The organism is Butyrivibrio sp. (assembly GCF_017433805.1).
In the GTDB taxonomy this organism is placed as follows: Bacteria; Bacillota; Clostridia; order Lachnospirales; family Lachnospiraceae; genus Butyrivibrio.
Map to the genome: position 1 here is coordinate 164,283 of NZ_JAFRGN010000007.1, position 15,014 is coordinate 179,296.

Sequence of the window (15,014 nt, forward strand, 5' to 3'; positions counted from 1 at the left end):
ACAATTCCTCGTGTTTCTATATGATTATCTGCGCCTTACTTCCGCCGCTCTTTTCCTTGGTTACGACGATCTGCTTGTCGATCTTATCCTTGAGCTCTGTCACGTGTGAGATGATTCCAACAAGGCGATTGCCCTCAGTCAGACCTGCAAGTGCGTTGTAAGCAAGCTCCAGCGAATCAGAATCCAGAGTTCCAAAGCCTTCATCCACAAACATTGTGTCAATCTGGATTCCACCAGCTGAAGACTGGATCTCGTCGGATAGTCCCAGTGCCAGTGAAAGTGCTGCCATAAAGGATTCTCCTCCTGAAAGTGTCTTGACGCTTCGCTGGCTTCCATTGTAGTGGTCGATTACACCAAGGTCAAGTCCACTCTGACAACGGTTATTAGCCGCTTCCTCAAGGCGCTTGAGCTCATACTGGGCATCAGACATCTTCATAAATCTAAGGTTCGCTCTTGCAATAATCCTGTCAAAGTATGTGGTCTGAATGTAGGTCTCCAGCATGATCTTTTCTTTGCCTGAAAGCTTACCACTTGCTGTGTCAGAAAGAGCTGCAACCATTGTAAGGCGCTTCTCTGCTCCGGAAAGTTCGCTACACTTTGTATCTATTCCGGTTCTGGCTGATTCATTAGCTTCAATCCTGAGGTTCGCACTGTTAAATAAGCTGTTCTGCTCGGCTCTTGTAGTCTCAAGCTCTTCTTTTCTTCCAAGCTCTTTTTCCAGGTCAGCCTTTTCAGATTTATCTATAGTCTCCTGAAGTCCCTTGATCTGGCCCTTTAAAAGATTTATCTTCTCGGAATGGGCCTTTAACTCTTTATCTGCATTATCGAAGTCTCTCTGAATAGCTTCTGCCAGTTTCTTGAGCTCAGAAATCTTTTCCTCTGCCGCCTTCTTACTCTCAAACTTAAAGCTCTTTTTGAGTTCTTCGCTCTGTTTCTTAACAGCTTCAAGGGCAGACTTATCTGCTGCCAGCTTTTCTTTGAAGGAAGACTCGTTGCTCCTGGCTTCTTCCAGCTGCTTCTCAATATCTGGGAGTTCTTTTTCTATGGATTCCTTTCTATTAAGAAGCTTATCTGCCTCGTCCAGTTTGGATCTGGTGTCCATCATCAGTTCTCTGACTTTGCTGATGCAATCTGAGACAAGATTTTCCATAGATTCGATCTTTATTGAATCCGTATCCTGCACATTACTTCCGGATACCGTCACAAGCTCTCCGGCCACATTTTTCTTGTTGGCGTCAAAAGAACTGCCTAGTTCGCCGCATTTTCTGCTGGCCTTCTCCACAGCATCCCTTGCAGTGTCTGCATCTTTCTTGGAAGTCTTAAGCTCTGCATCAGTTGGAACTTCCCCCTCCAAAGTGGCAGGACTTGGATGTGTCAAAGATCCGCACACAGGGCATGGCTTGCCCTCTTCAAGAGTTCCTGCAAGCACTCCCGCCTGTCCATCTCTATACGCCTTGAACAGATGCTCATAACAAGCACTCTTTTCCTGATACTCCTTATCAAGCTCGATGTACTGAGCCCTTGCTTTTTCAAGGCTCTTTTCATCTTCCTTGAGTGTTTTGATCTTGCCAGCAAGCTCTGCCAGACGGTTTCCTTTTTCCTGAGAAGTCTTATATTTAGCAAGTAGCTTTTCTCTGTCAGCTCCGGCATTCTGAATACCTGACAATTCCTTTTTAAGCTCCTCCTGCCTGGTTAAAAGACCTTGCGCATTAGCCGCAGCTTTCTCAGCACCAGACTGATCTGCCATGATTGCCTTGTTAAGCTCAGCTTCACTATTTATCAGCTTCTCATACTCGTTATATCTTGGAAGCTCGGCATCTATCTGAGCCTGTGCTTTCTGATGTTTGTCCTTTTCTGGGAGCTTTTCTTCAGCCTGCTCAAACTTAGCTTTGAGTTCTTCCTGTTTTGGAAGCTCGGTTTCAAGGTCAGCTTGCGCCTTTTCCAGGTCATCCTGAGCTTTTTCAAGCTGTCTGGCTTTACCAATATTCTGGTTAACTGTCTCCAGCTCTTTATCCAAAGAAGCAATCTGCACCTGAGCATTGTCACGTATAGTCAGGTCCTGAGCTATCAATTTCTCTATCAGAACCAGTACGTCCTCTGTGAGCATTTCCCCAGCCTTAGCCTTGTCAATCTCAATAGAGAGCACGTCAGTATCCTGGCACTGAATGCCAGAGATGTACTGTTTGACGCTCTTCTTGGCATCCTCGCAGGCAACATAACATTTCTTGCGCTCGCTCTCAAGTTTCTCCTGGAGTGTTTGGTAATACTCAGTCTTAAAAAGCTTTCTGAAGATCAGCTGACGCTCCTTGGTGTCTGCCAGAAGGAGCTTTAGGAAATCGCCCTGTGCCAGCATGGCAATCTGTGAAAACTGCGTTCTATCTATCCCAAGAAGCTCAACTACTGCATTATTTACGTCCCTTACCTTTGTAATAACACTTCCATCGGGCATACGAAGCTCCGCATTAGGAAGCTCTTTTTTCTCACCATCACCGCGCTTAGCTGGACGCATATACTCTGGGTTACGCTTAATATAAAACTCTTTTCCACCATGGGTAAAAGACATCTCAACAAAGGTTGGTGTATCGGGATCAGCATACTTGGAACGCAGCATTGTGGCTTCCCTGCTGCCTCCGCTGGCTTCACCAAAGAGTGCAAAACAAATAGCATCAAAGATTGTGGTCTTACCCGCGCCTGTATCACCAGTAATAAGGTACAATCCCTTATCCCCAAGGTCGTCCATATTCAGTTTAATCTCCCCGGCGTATGGGCCAAAGGCAGATATTGTTATATTTATCGGTCTCATTTATTCCAAATCCCCTCTATCAGTCCCTGCACCAGTTCTTTTTGCTCATCAGACATGCCCTGATTGTTCTGCTTCTCGTAGAATTCTTCAAAGAGCTCAATCGGTGACTTCCTGTCAACATCAGCGCCGCCATCGATAATGCGATTCTCTCTGGTACGCTTATTGTCGTAGGTCAGCTTCATGAGATTTGGATAAATGATCCTGAGCTTACTGATCGCATCTGGAACATCCTCTTCGTCAGTGAGGATTGCATGGATGTAGTCTTCTCTATTTGTACCTTCATAGCTCTTTTTATCAGAGAGTTCCTCATAGGTTCCCTTGATCTGGCGAAGGTCTCTCTTAGGAGTCAGAGGCAGCTTCTCGATCTCGATGTCACCTTTTTCTTTTACTGTAATGACAGTAACTGACTTGTGGTGGTCCTTTTCTGAAAATGAGTATTTAAGCGGTGTTCCGCTGTATCTTATGGTTTCTCTTTTCACAAACTGTGGTCCGTGAATATGGCCAAGAGCCACATAGTCGAAGTCGTCAAAAGCTGAAGCATCCACATTATCAAGGCCGCCGATGGTTATTTCCTCTGATTCGCAGCGCTCCGCACCAGTAACAAACTGATGGGCAATGAGAATATTTCTCTTGGAATTATCTATTCCATTTCTAGCTTCATTTGTAGTTATCGTTCCATCTACGCTATCTGTAATATCTGCTGCCGGTCCCCCAATATGTTTGAGCGCAGCCTGCACCGCAGAGGTGTAATCTGTAATCTCTTCCTCTGGATAGAAAGCGCGCACATTTGCAGGCTTAATAAACGGAAGCATATAGATATTCACGTCACCGCACTTATCTGAGAATTCGTCAGCATAAGTAAAATGGCTAAGCTTCCCGTCATATACAGGTGATAAGTGAATTCCTGCTCCGTCAACAATTCGTGAGTGCTGCGCAAAACGCACAGCCGAATCGTGGTTGCCGCTTATGGCATAAACCTGAAGGTGTCTTGTGGCCAGCATATCCAGGAAATCATCCCATAGACGCACTGCATCTTCACTTGGCACAGACTTATCATAGACGTCACCTGCAATAATGATGCCATCTGGCTTAACTTCGTCTATTATATTTATGATCTGCAGCAGGATATATTTTTGATCCTCGATCATGGAAAATTCGTTAACTCTTTTACCAAGATGAAGGTCAGATAAATGAATTAGTTTCATATGATTTTCCCCAAATCTTTTTTCATATACCTTTATATTTTACACTTTCAGCGTCGCCATTCCAAATTAAAAAAAGAAGCTGAAAATTCACTTTTATTCACTTCAGCAAAGGTGATAAAATGGAAACTGATTTATTTCATATGATCAATGAGGAGAAAGCCTATGCGAGATAAAAATAAACTGATACAAGACGCCATGGACAGAGCTGTTGCCAATAAAGAAGTAGCTGGCGTGAGCCTTCTGGTTATCCAGGATGGCAGAGAAGCCTACTATGCCCAGAGCGGACACGCTAATATTGAAAAAGACATCCCTATGAACAGGGACACTATCGTTCATCTCTATTCTCAGTCCAAGCCTATCACAGCCGCTGCAGCAATGCTACTGATGCAGGATGGAATCTTTGATTTGAACGAGCCTGTTGCTAACTTTTTTGACAGTTTCAAGGATCAGAGCTGCGTCATCGATGGAGAGATTAAAAAGCTTCCTGCAGACAAGAATGTTCGCATCATCGATCTTCTGAACATGACTTCTGGTCTTGTATATCCAGGAATGAACACCCCAGCTGAAAGATCAACTACACTTCTCTTTGATGATGCCATCGATAGACTCAAAAAACCTTACGAAGAGCAGCTGACAACTCTTGAATTTGCTGAAGAAATTGGCAAACTTCCCCTTCAGTTCATCCCAGGAACCCAGTTCCAGTACGGCACAAGTGCAGACGTACTCGGCGCAGTAATTGAGAAGGTAACCGGCCAGAAATTTGGAGACTTCCTCAAGGAAAGACTCTTTGATCCACTTGAGATGAAGGATACAGGTTTCTATGTACCAGAGGAAAAGAAAAACCGCCTTGCCCTTGCTTACGAAGTAGTAGACGGACAGTTCCAGGAGCTTAACGGTGACCACCTTATCATCAGAAAGGATGGCAACAGGAATGCCTTTGAGTCCGGCGGAGCAGGCCTGTTCTCAACTCTTGATGACTACTCTCACTTTGCACAGATGCTCCTTAATGGTGGAACATATAATGGAAAAGAAATCCTTACTCCTGCCACAGTTCGCTTTATGACAGAAAGCGCTGTCATGGAAGGGCCTCAGCATGCCTTTGATAACTGGTATGGTCTTGAGGGTCACACCTACAGTAACCTTATGCGAATCCTTGTTGATCCAACTAAGGCTCTTATTATTGGTAACAAGGGTGAATATGGATGGGACGGATGGCTCGGTGCTTTCTTTATGAACGATCCAGAGTCTAGAACAACACTCCTTATGATGACTCAGATGCGCGACTACGGCACAGGACATCTTACAAGAAGACTTAGAAACATTGTAATGTCATAAGATATTCTATTTATATAGATAACAAAACAAGCCTACACCGGTGAACTTCGCCAGTGTAGGCTCTTTTCATATTAGTCTTTAGTTTCTCTTATTTTCTTCTTGCTGCAGCTCTTTTTTCTGCAATTTCAGCAAGTCTCTTATTGATCTGATTTCTTATAAATACCTGATCTGTCTCTTTTACCAGGAAATACATATATGAGTCTAGGACAAGACTCTGTGGAAGGCCACGGCCAACAAGCTTGAAATTCCTAAAGCCCATATCAATATAATCGTTCAGCTCCTCCTTAGAAATGAAGGCTGGCTTATTCATACAATCAGCAAAGGATTTCTTTTCCTGTCTGTTAGGACAGTTAAAAGGTCTTGCTATCTCAAACTCAAGCTGCTTTTCTGCTTCATCTCTATAGTGTTCAAGGCGCTTAGGGCACTGTGGGAAGCAGATCTCATCTACGAGAATCTCAACTCTGTCCGCTACAGGCTTAAGGCTCTCTAAAACCTCCTGGTCATGGTTCATGTCGTAGTCCAAAACTACCATGAAATAATCTTTTTCCAGTTCCTGATGAAGCTTGTCCGGGTCAGTTATTCTCTTGGTTGTGGATGAAATAAATTTGAAATTCGGATACTCTTTTCGCAAATATTCCTCAAGAACAGGTGTGTTAACAAGTACCTGATTCTCGCCGTTGTCCGCAAGTCGCATAACGAGATTGCAATAAGTATCGTTTAAATGCTTATTTTCTATAAGTGGATTGGTCCAGGTGAAACGAACTGGAACGTGCTTGGAATTAAAGAGCTTGATAGTGCGCTCGATCTCATTCTTGGGACAGAATCCCAGAACTGTTCTCCCCCCATTCCATATAGCTCCAGGGAAAGTGCCATAAACACTACCCACGCGGTAATTCTCGTAGAAGCTGTTAGGAAATTCTCTCATGAGATCGATCAGGATACTGTTAAGATCCCTGAACACACTGAATCCTGGCAGATGCCAATAGATATAGTCCTTCATATATATCCCCCGAAATACATATTTGTAATCCCCATTACAAGTACACTTAATTATACTCAGAATCAAGCTGTTATACTACATTTTCTTTACCAAAAATCACAGAAAAATATTGCATATTTTTCACATATCACCTACGTTTTGCCGTAAAATATATCACGTTACTTCTTTAATCCAATAAAGTCTGTTATTAACAGTTGAAATATGGTATTGTAATAGGGATGTGCTTTATTTTTTCAAAGGAGATCTATAATATGAGCGAACAGAGAATTGGAACAAAATGCGTGCAGGCTGGATATACTCCAGGAAACGGCGAGCCTCGTCAGATTCCTATCATTCAGTCCACAACTTTCAAATATGATACAAGCGAAGACATGGGTAAGCTCTTCGACCTTGAGGCTTCTGGATATTTCTACACAAGACTTCAGAACCCTACAAATGATTATGTAGCAGCCAAGATCGCTGCTCTCGAGGGCGGATGCGCTGCAATGTTGACATCTTCAGGTCAGGCAGCTAACTTTTTTGCCCTGTTCAATATTTGTGAATGCGGAAGCCACATCGTAGCTTCTTCATCAATCTACGGCGGAACCTTCAACCTCATCGCTGTAACAATGGCCACGATGGGCATCGCGGTGACTTTCGTTTCTCCTGATGCTTCAGAAGAGGAACTCAACGCTGCATTTAAAGAAAATACCAGAGCAGTATTTGGTGAGACAATCGCCAACCCTGCTCTTACAGTTCTTGATATCGAGAAATTTGCTAAGGCTGCTCACAGCCACGGCGTGCCACTTGTAGTAGACAACACCTTCCCTACTCCTGTTAACTGCAGACCTATCGAGTGGGGCGCAGATATCGTAACTCATTCAACAACCAAGTACATGGATGGCCACGGCGCTGGCGTTGGCGGTGCAATCGTTGATTCAGGTAACTTCGATTGGATGGCTCACGCTGACAAGTTCCCAGGTCTCACACAGCCAGATGATTCATATCACGGCATTACATACGCTGAAAAGTTCGGAAAAGAGGGTGCTTTCATCACAAAGTGTACAGCACAGCTCATGCGTGACTTTGGCTGCATCCAGTCACCTCAGAACGCATTCATCCTCAACCTTGGTCTTGAGTCACTTCACGTTCGTATGCCAAGACACGTTGAAAATGGTCTTGCTGTTGCCAAGTTCCTTCAGGCTCAGCCTGGTGTTGTTAAGGTTAATTATCCTGGCCTTGAGGGTGATAAATACTACGAGCTTGCACAGAAGTATCTTCCTAACGGCGGATGCGGAGTTGTTTCCTTCGAACTCGAGGGTGGACGTGCTGCTGCAGAGAGCTTCATGAAGAAGCTCAAGGTATTCGCAATTGAGACTCACGTTGCTGATGCCCGCTCCTGCTGCCTGAATCCAGCTACATCAACTCATCGTCAGATGACAGATGAACAGCTTGCAGCTGCTGGAATCCCAGCTGGACTTATCCGAATCAGCTGTGGTCTTGAGGACAAAGAGGATCTCATCGCAGATCTTGCAAATGCACTTGCATGAACATACGTGTCATGATTTAAGTATTCATAATTTCTATAATGAGAACAATAAAGCCTGTGTATTGAACAACACTCACAATCCACAGGCTTATTTTATTGCCGAACAGTCATATCTATCTACTCTTATTTATCTATATCAACCAGCATTTTTCACTTATCTATGTACTTCACTTACACTGCATCCAGACTCTCATCTCGTTTTCACCGCGATTTCCCCAGGTGTAATAAGGTACTGCTATAGCTTTAACTGGAGTTGTCTTCTCTTCATCCGTTGTGTAGAGTCCATCAAAGTCTTCAACGCGCTCGCCAGATACCACCAGAGTTGTAGCTCCAAGCAGCTCGTTATAGCCTCCAAGCTCAATCGCTTTTGACCTGTCAACTCTGATAGCTCTGACGCATCCGTTATCCACACCTTCAAAGCAATAAACAAGTGGTCCTCTCTTAACTGCTGTCATTCCAGTAAGTGCAGGGATCTTACCTGATGCGCGCACAAATACAGGAGTGCCATCCAAAGTGAGTGTTGCGTTAATCTCACCATCTACATCGATGTATACATAGCCATCTACAGGCTCTGCGTCAACTTTTTTACCGTCAACTACAAGCTCGTAGTTCTTGCTCCAGCCTGGAATTCTGACTGCGAGCTTGCCGTTTCCGGTCACCTTGTACTGCACATTCATTCCGTGGGGGTAATCTGTTGTGCACACAAGTTTAATACCATTGTTAAAAGAAATCTCGCCTGCTGCATACATATGACAGAAGGCAGTGTCCTCATTTTCGCCGTAAGCATACATTCCGAAGGAACTGATAAGCCTCGCTGCGTTTGGAGGGCAGCAAGCACATGCATACCACTTAGGGCGCTGTGTGAGGTCATGTCTGTGAGTTGGCGCTATTCCTGAAATTCCAGGATCCACCTGAAGTGGATTAACATAGAAAAATCTTTTACCATCAAGCTGCATTCCGGCCAGAACAGTGTTGTAGAAAGCCTGCTCCATCACATCAGCGTATTCGCCCTTAACTTCATTCTCAAGCATTCTGGAAGCAAAGAACATAAGTCCAATTGAAGCGCAGGTCTCAGCGTAGGCTGTATCTGAAGGAAGGTCGTAGTCAACAGTGAAGGCCTCTCCATGCACAGTTGAACCGATTCCGCCAGTCAAGTACATTCTCCTACGTGTAATGCTGTTCCAGAGCCTATGACAAGCCTCCAGCAGCTCTTTATCATCAGTCTCAGAAGCAAGATCAGCCATTCCAGTATAAAGATATACGGCTCTTACAGCATGACCAACAGCGTCAGACTGCTCTCTTACTGGCTTATCAGCCTGTCTGTAATCATTGTCCATAGGATTAGAGTTCCATACAGACCAATCTCTTTTCTCAGCTTCCTTTTTGTAAAATTCAACATCAACGCCTCTTGCATCTATGAAATACTGACACAATTCAAAAGCGTGCTTATTTCCAGTTGCTCTATAGAACTTCATAAGAGCAAGCTCAATCTCAGGGTGTCCTGGGAATCCGCCGTTTTTCTTGTTGATGAAAACGTCGTAGATATGCTCTATATTTTTTTCCATAACATCAAGAAGCGTGCGCTTTCCTGTGGCCTCATAGTATGCCACAGCCGCCTCGATAAAGTGACCGGAACAGTAGAGCTCATGGGCTTCCAAGAGGTTACTCCAACGCTTATCTCTGTCCTTGATGGTAAAGAATGTGTTGAGATACCCGTCCTCATCCTGAGCAGCAGCAATGAGATCAATGAGGTCATCTGCTGCCTTCTCAAGCTCAGCATCCGGGTTATTTATAAGAGAAAATGCCACAGCCTCAATCCACTTGGCTGCATCGCTGTCCTGGAACACCATTCCATAGAAGCCATCACCAACATCCTCGCCCTTCAGAGCCTTAGCAGCGTTGACAAAGTTAGCTACCACATGGCTCTTTTCCGTATCAGGAGCCTTGTCCTGAAGAACGCTGTACTGATATGGAATAACAGTATCGCTTATGAGCTTCTGATATTTACCGATAAAACCTGCTGCCTTGTAGGCTTTTTCACTAATCTGGGATTGTTTCTTCATGTTCGGTCTCCTATTGTTCTTTCTATTATCCATCTATCTGGATTTCTGCTTATCTCATGTATTTCTATTTATACATTTTTGTTATCAAATAATTACTATTAAATATTAGATATTCCTGTCTTTTTTGAAACTAATAAAATATTCATCATACTATATATGTATTATAATATTATCCAAACAATAATAACATGGATAATAGGACTATCTATATGGACAATAATACTTTTTACGTACAAATTAATACAGTACAAAATCCCATTCTTTTGGAGTGCGCCGTGCTTGCAACTCCCACTCCCTTTATGCATGTGGATAGAGTTGCTGATTTCAATGTCATGATCGTCGTTCTAAGCGGTGTTATCTACGTTACTGAGAGCGATACAGACTACGCTGTACATGCAGGTGAATTACTGTTTCTCAAGAGTGGAATCCGTCACTATGGTAAGCTAGAGATTCCTGCCGGTACTCGCTGGTTCTACGCCCACTTTACTTCTGATGACGGAGGTCTCCCCGAATATCAGGAAGGCTCTTCTAACGGCGAATACAGCATCACTCTGCCCAAAGAGCTGTCTGTTCCTGAAGATTACATAAATCGCCTGATCCAGCTAAATAGTTCTTTTTCCAGCTCTGATCCCATGAGTAGGCTGAGCAAGAACGCCAAGTTATATGAAGCTCTTTTAACCCTTATCAGTATTCAACAGGCTTCTGAGGAATCCCTTACTGATAAGCTTTGCCACTTCCTGGCAAGTCATTTAGACAGGTCTTTTTCCAAAGAGCTACTCAGTAAGCAGTTCTTTCTAAGCTACAGCTATTTGTCTGCAACCTTCAAGCGCGATATGGGAATGTCGCTTGGGGACTACCACAACAAGCTTCGCATGAAAAGAGCCTGCGAACTCTTAACTTCTACCGAGAAGAGTGTGGGGGAAATCGCCAAAGAACTTGGCTTTGAAGACATGCTATATTTCAGCCGCCGGTTCAATAAAACAAAGGGCATCTCTCCTACTGAATATAGGAAAAACGCCCTCTCAAGATACTAAAATTATAAAGCTTCATTCATGCTGCCCATTTTGTAGCCATGCATATCAAGAGATACATATAAAAATCCGATCTCTTTGAAGCGCTTGTAAACTGCCTCGCGAATGTCATCTGCAGCAAGACGGGTAATATCTTTGGCCGGAACCTCAATTCTTGCAAGATTACCGTGCATTCTGACGCGTTCCTCGTAAAAGCCGTTCTCTATAAGGAACTTTTCTGCGCTTTCGATCATGTTCAGCTTATCTCTGGTGATTTCCTCGCCATAAGCTATACGTGTCGCAAGACATGCATAAGCCGGCTTACTCCAGGTCGGAAGCCCCATAGCCTTAGAAATCTCACGAATCTCGGATTTGTAGAGCTTAGCTTCTCGCAGCGGACTCGTAACTGCAAGCTCTTCAACCGCGCGAAGTCCAGGTCTATAATCTCCCAGATCATCCATGTTGGAGCCTTCTGCAATATACTCTATTCCATTTTCAGCCGCTACTTTCTTTATTTCTGTGAACACAGCACGCTTACAATAATAGCATTTGTCCGGTGCATTATGCCTGAACTCGTCGATCTGAAGCGGATCATATTCACATATGAAATGGCGAATTCCTTTTTCTTCGCAGAACTCTTTGGCTTCACCAATTTCACGCTCTGGAATAGCAGCATTTACCGTTGTAACTGCAATAGCCCTGTCACCCAGAACTTCATGTGCCACAGTCAAAAGAAATGTCGAATCCACACCACCTGAAAATCCTACTGCCAGTGAACCAAGATTCTTGATGTATTCCTTAAGTGCATCAAGCTTTTCCTGCAGCTCTTTTGATAAGTTTTCCATATAGCTACCTCTGTTATTGCATAAAACAAATTGTATACTATCTAATAGTAACACGTTTTGAATTGTGTGCAAGTTACATCTGTTTATATTTATCGTTGTTTATAAACCTTAGTATGGGTATCTATATGCCTAATTGATCTTAGCGCATTCATACAGAGATAATTCATGTCCAAGAAGCTCAATGATCCTCAGCTCGTCCACTGCATCATAAACTGCATTATGTACTTCGCAGTAGTAATTATCACCTGTGAGCATTCTTGTAATAGGTTCAACACCATAATTGGTCTTAAGACGCCCTGTTTTGCAGCAAGCCATAGACTCAGTAATAGCGCTATTGTACTGCTTGTAGGCAGCAAGTCTCATGATGTCGTACCACTCAAAATCATCAAGTTCTCGTAGGTGCCCCAAGTCAAACTTAGCATTATAAGCAAATATCTTAATGACGCCATTATCTGTCAGATATCGTTTCATCTCCTGAAGTGCCTTGCTTCTGGAAAGAGTCACTTCCAAGCATGAAAGCCTCCTCTCTCCGTTGTCCCTATAGTGGAGAACATTGGAATATATTCCGCCAACTCTGTACTCTGGATCTATGATGTAATATCTGGTATCAGTACACTTGAAGGTCTTACTATCTGCTAGAGCTACACCGATTGACATCACCTCATCTCGCCAGTTGGTCTCGGTGTCGATGACGGCAATTACACCTGCTGAATTTTTATCGACATCTGCTTTTGCCACATTTGTATGCTTCTTTATGCTATTGCTATCTGAAGTAGTCTTGCTGATACAACTATGTCTTACTGATACACTACTGACATCGGACTTGATCATATTCAGAAAATCTAGTGATGGATTATAACTCATTTCTTATCTTCCTATTCTAGAATCATGTTCTTTCAGTCACCGCATTAAATGCGATTTTTGATAATTCAGGTCAAGATATCATATCTTTCACAACCTCTGATGCTATAAAGAGCCCGGCTACTGATGGCACAAAGGATACACTTCCAGGAGTACTGCGCCTACGAGTGCCATTATCAGTGGTTTCTGTTTTCGGCTCAGATGTCATATTTGAAACTCCATCTGGATTATTATGATTGTCAGATACAGCTGGCTTGATCGGCTGCTCCTCAGAATAAACAACCTTCAGCTTATATACTCCTCTTTTCTTGAGTTCTCTTCTCATAACCTTGGCAAGAGGATCCATATGAGTCTTGGAAATATCTGTAACTGTCAGCATCGCTGGATTAAGCTTGTTTCCTGTTCCCATTGAGCTGATAACAGGCACATTTGCAGCCTTAGCTCTCATTATTATCTCTATCTTCGCTGTAACTGTATCCACAGCATCAATTACATAGTCATACTGAGAGAAGTCAAAAGAATCCGCATTTTCTGGTAAAAAGAAGCACTCGTGAACATTAACCTTCACATCAGGGTTGATATCAAGCATACGCTCCTTCATCACCTCAACCTTGCTCCTGCCTATGTTGCTATGAAGTGCAATTATCTGCCTGTTGAGATTTGATTCTGCAACAGTATCATTATCTATAATATCAAACTCGCCAATTCCGCATCGCACAAGCGCTTCGCAGACATATCCGCCTACACCACCTACGCCAAATATGGCAACTCTTTTCCCTGATAATTTATCAAGCGCCTCTGAGCCCAGAAGCATCTCGGTTCTAATAAACTGTTCTCTCATTTTTCATACCTATTATCTTTATACACTATCATGATTCATTTCCTTCAACATGAAATTCAGGAACTCATCCATGTCTTTATCATTATACAAGAATCAATATTATAACCAATATAATCTATGGTTAGAACTCTGTCCACATAGGGAAAATAGTTATTTCTCACAGTTTTCACTTACACAATTCGCATATTGTCTTTAGATAGTCTTTTATATTGAATTGATGATCTGCATCCTCAAAAGTCATAATTAGATTCTTTCCCTGGACTATTCCCATTTTCTCAAAATTTCTCATTTTCCAAAAGAAGCTTTCTCTATATCCTTCTGAGGCCATTTTGCCGAAATGTTCTATATATACGCATTCTCTTTTCCTGACATTTAGCACTGTAAAATCGGGATTAAACATGGTCTTGCCCTGATAAACATAAGGAAGCTCATATTGATAAAGGATTCCAAGCCTTAGCAAAGTATCCGCGATAATTACTTCTGATTTAGACCTCACTGCCTCGCCTCGTTATAGCTACGAAAAATGGATGGAATGTTACTATCGTTGTATGAGTTTATGATAGCATCTATCAATTCCTCTTTTTGCTCTAGCTCATGTATTACATCCTCAGCATATCTTTTCTGCGCCAACTTCTTCGCCAGATTCATATCTTTTGCCTTAATGAAAGTCCCAGTGCGGTCAGCGGAATTCTTGCGATGGTAATAGCGTGGATTAGATTTGGATCTTGTTATCCTAAGTGTCCCTTCAGGAGATTTCTCAATGTCTTCCCTTGCTTTTGACAGTATTTCTATTATGCGCTCCTGCTCGTTTAATAATTCTTCTAAAAACATGTTAATTAAGCTACTTCTCTCACTTTCTATTATTTATTATTAGCGCTAAATACATGCCACAAGCTTATATAGTACAGCTAGAGGTGTAGCTAGTGGTACAGCTAGGTAAGGCTACCCCTTTGTATATAGCACATCTGTATTCCTAAGCATATGTTGGTGAAATGTGTATTCGAACGCCCGATATGGACACACACTTTTCTAAGAAACATATAGAAACTGAAAGAGAGTATACTTCATCTTAATCTTGGTTGTCAATAAAATACATTGGTAATGGGTTAGCTTTAGCCGCATCAATTATTTTATGATGCTTTCGGCTAATGGGATTTTGTGGATTTTCGAGCTTGATTAGCCGAATCATTGGGTTATGTGAGTTTGCGGCTAATACATTTTCTTGGCTTCTTCGATAGTATTAGCCGCATTTTGCAGAATCTCGTGTTTGCAGCTAATGCCCGATGCTCTTTAAATTTCATGTCATTAGCCGCACAAAAAGGCTCATATCAAATGCGGCTAATGGCCTCAAAAATCTCTTGAATTTCCATTAGCCGCACTTATATCTCATCATACATTGCGGCTAACAGTTCCCAAATACCCCATATAATTCATTAGCCGCAAATACTCCCACATTTTATTTGTGGCTAATATTGATACTATAATGCCTCTAATACCCTTGCGTTTCCCTAATCATAAAACAT

Annotated in this window: 12 protein-coding genes; 3 read left to right on the forward strand and 9 right to left on the reverse strand. The window is 42.7% G+C overall.

The window, feature by feature from the left end; genetic code table 11:
- Positions 1-16 precede the first annotated feature (16 nt).
- A complete protein-coding gene (locus IJI01_RS01295; protein ID WP_292184640.1) occupies positions 17-2,803 on the reverse strand; it encodes an AAA family ATPase in 2,787 nt (928 codons plus the stop codon).
- The gene (locus IJI01_RS01300) at positions 2,800-4,008 is read right to left on the reverse strand and encodes an exonuclease SbcCD subunit D (RefSeq protein ID WP_292184642.1); all 1,209 of its coding nucleotides are present in this window, start codon (positions 4,006-4,008) and stop codon (positions 2,800-2,802) included. Before IJI01_RS01300 ends, IJI01_RS01295 begins: the two co-directional genes overlap by 4 nt.
- A 162-nt stretch (positions 4,009-4,170) precedes the next feature.
- Here IJI01_RS01300 and IJI01_RS01305 point away from each other — a divergent pair, with 162 nt between their 5' ends.
- Positions 4,171-5,343, forward strand: a complete 1,173-nt coding sequence (locus IJI01_RS01305; RefSeq protein WP_292184644.1) for a serine hydrolase domain-containing protein — start codon at positions 4,171-4,173, stop codon at positions 5,341-5,343.
- A gap of 88 nt (positions 5,344-5,431) precedes the next feature.
- Here IJI01_RS01305 and IJI01_RS01310 read toward each other — a convergent pair whose 3' ends face one another.
- Positions 5,432-6,343 (reverse strand): hypothetical protein, encoded by a 912-nt coding sequence (locus IJI01_RS01310; protein WP_292184646.1) that lies wholly within the window; start codon positions 6,341-6,343, stop codon positions 5,432-5,434.
- A 251-nt stretch (positions 6,344-6,594) separates the two neighbouring features.
- Here IJI01_RS01310 and IJI01_RS01315 point away from each other — a divergent pair, with 251 nt between their 5' ends.
- Positions 6,595-7,872, forward strand: coding sequence for an O-acetylhomoserine aminocarboxypropyltransferase/cysteine synthase family protein (locus IJI01_RS01315; RefSeq protein WP_292184649.1), 1,278 nt, complete (start codon positions 6,595-6,597; stop codon positions 7,870-7,872).
- Between the two features lie 166 nt (positions 7,873-8,038).
- Here the strand turns inward: IJI01_RS01315 and IJI01_RS01320 are convergent, their stop codons facing one another.
- The gene (locus IJI01_RS01320; protein WP_292184652.1) at positions 8,039-9,934 is read right to left on the reverse strand and encodes a glycoside hydrolase family 127 protein; all 1,896 of its coding nucleotides are present in this window, start codon (positions 9,932-9,934) and stop codon (positions 8,039-8,041) included.
- A gap of 275 nt (positions 9,935-10,209) precedes the next feature.
- Here IJI01_RS01320 and IJI01_RS01325 point away from each other — a divergent pair, with 275 nt between their 5' ends.
- Positions 10,210-10,968, forward strand: a complete 759-nt coding sequence (locus tag IJI01_RS01325; RefSeq protein WP_292184655.1) for a helix-turn-helix domain-containing protein — start codon at positions 10,210-10,212, stop codon at positions 10,966-10,968.
- Positions 10,969-10,970: 2 nt separating this feature from the next.
- Here the strand turns inward: IJI01_RS01325 and larE are convergent, their stop codons facing one another.
- The 5 genes from larE to IJI01_RS01350 all read right to left on the reverse strand — a co-directional run bounded on the left by larE (position 10,971) and on the right by IJI01_RS01350 (position 14,322).
- Positions 10,971-11,789 carry an ATP-dependent sacrificial sulfur transferase LarE gene (gene larE / locus IJI01_RS01330; RefSeq protein WP_292184657.1) on the reverse strand — a complete coding sequence of 273 codons (819 nt, stop codon included), beginning with the start codon at positions 11,787-11,789 and terminating at the stop codon, positions 10,971-10,973.
- A gap of 129 nt (positions 11,790-11,918) precedes the next feature.
- Positions 11,919-12,653, reverse strand: coding sequence for a hypothetical protein (locus IJI01_RS01335; RefSeq protein WP_292184659.1), 735 nt, complete (start codon positions 12,651-12,653; stop codon positions 11,919-11,921).
- Between the two features lie 70 nt (positions 12,654-12,723).
- On the reverse strand, positions 12,724-13,491 hold the full coding sequence (locus tag IJI01_RS01340) for a tRNA threonylcarbamoyladenosine dehydratase (RefSeq protein WP_292184661.1): 768 nt from the start codon (positions 13,489-13,491) through the stop codon (positions 12,724-12,726).
- A gap of 166 nt (positions 13,492-13,657) precedes the next feature.
- On the reverse strand, positions 13,658-13,987 hold the full coding sequence (locus tag IJI01_RS01345; RefSeq protein ID WP_292184664.1) for a hypothetical protein: 330 nt from the start codon (positions 13,985-13,987) through the stop codon (positions 13,658-13,660).
- Positions 13,984-14,322: a hypothetical protein gene (locus IJI01_RS01350; RefSeq protein ID WP_292184667.1), complete on the reverse strand. Its 339-nt coding sequence runs from the start codon at positions 14,320-14,322 to the stop codon at positions 13,984-13,986. Before IJI01_RS01350 ends, IJI01_RS01345 begins: the two co-directional genes overlap by 4 nt.
- Positions 14,323-15,014 lie beyond the last annotated feature (692 nt).

Coding starts and splice junctions, on each gene's coding strand:
- IJI01_RS01350 (WP_292184667.1), bottom strand. CDS start 14,322: ATGTTTTTAGAAGAATTATTAAACGAGCAGGAGCGCATAATAGAAATA.
- IJI01_RS01340 (WP_292184661.1), bottom strand. CDS start 13,491: ATGAGAGAACAGTTTATTAGAACCGAGATGCTTCTGGGCTCAGAGGCG.
- IJI01_RS01305 (WP_292184644.1), top strand. CDS start 4,171: ATGCGAGATAAAAATAAACTGATACAAGACGCCATGGACAGAGCTGTT.
- larE (WP_292184657.1), bottom strand. CDS start 11,789: ATGGAAAACTTATCAAAAGAGCTGCAGGAAAAGCTTGATGCACTTAAG.
- IJI01_RS01300 (WP_292184642.1), bottom strand. CDS start 4,008: ATGAAACTAATTCATTTATCTGACCTTCATCTTGGTAAAAGAGTTAAC.
- IJI01_RS01335 (WP_292184659.1), bottom strand. CDS start 12,653: ATGAGTTATAATCCATCACTAGATTTTCTGAATATGATCAAGTCCGAT.
- IJI01_RS01315 (WP_292184649.1), top strand. CDS start 6,595: ATGAGCGAACAGAGAATTGGAACAAAATGCGTGCAGGCTGGATATACT.
- IJI01_RS01310 (WP_292184646.1), bottom strand. CDS start 6,343: ATGAAGGACTATATCTATTGGCATCTGCCAGGATTCAGTGTGTTCAGG.
- IJI01_RS01320 (WP_292184652.1), bottom strand. CDS start 9,934: ATGAAGAAACAATCCCAGATTAGTGAAAAAGCCTACAAGGCAGCAGGT.
- IJI01_RS01295 (WP_292184640.1), bottom strand. CDS start 2,803: ATGAGACCGATAAATATAACAATATCTGCCTTTGGCCCATACGCCGGG.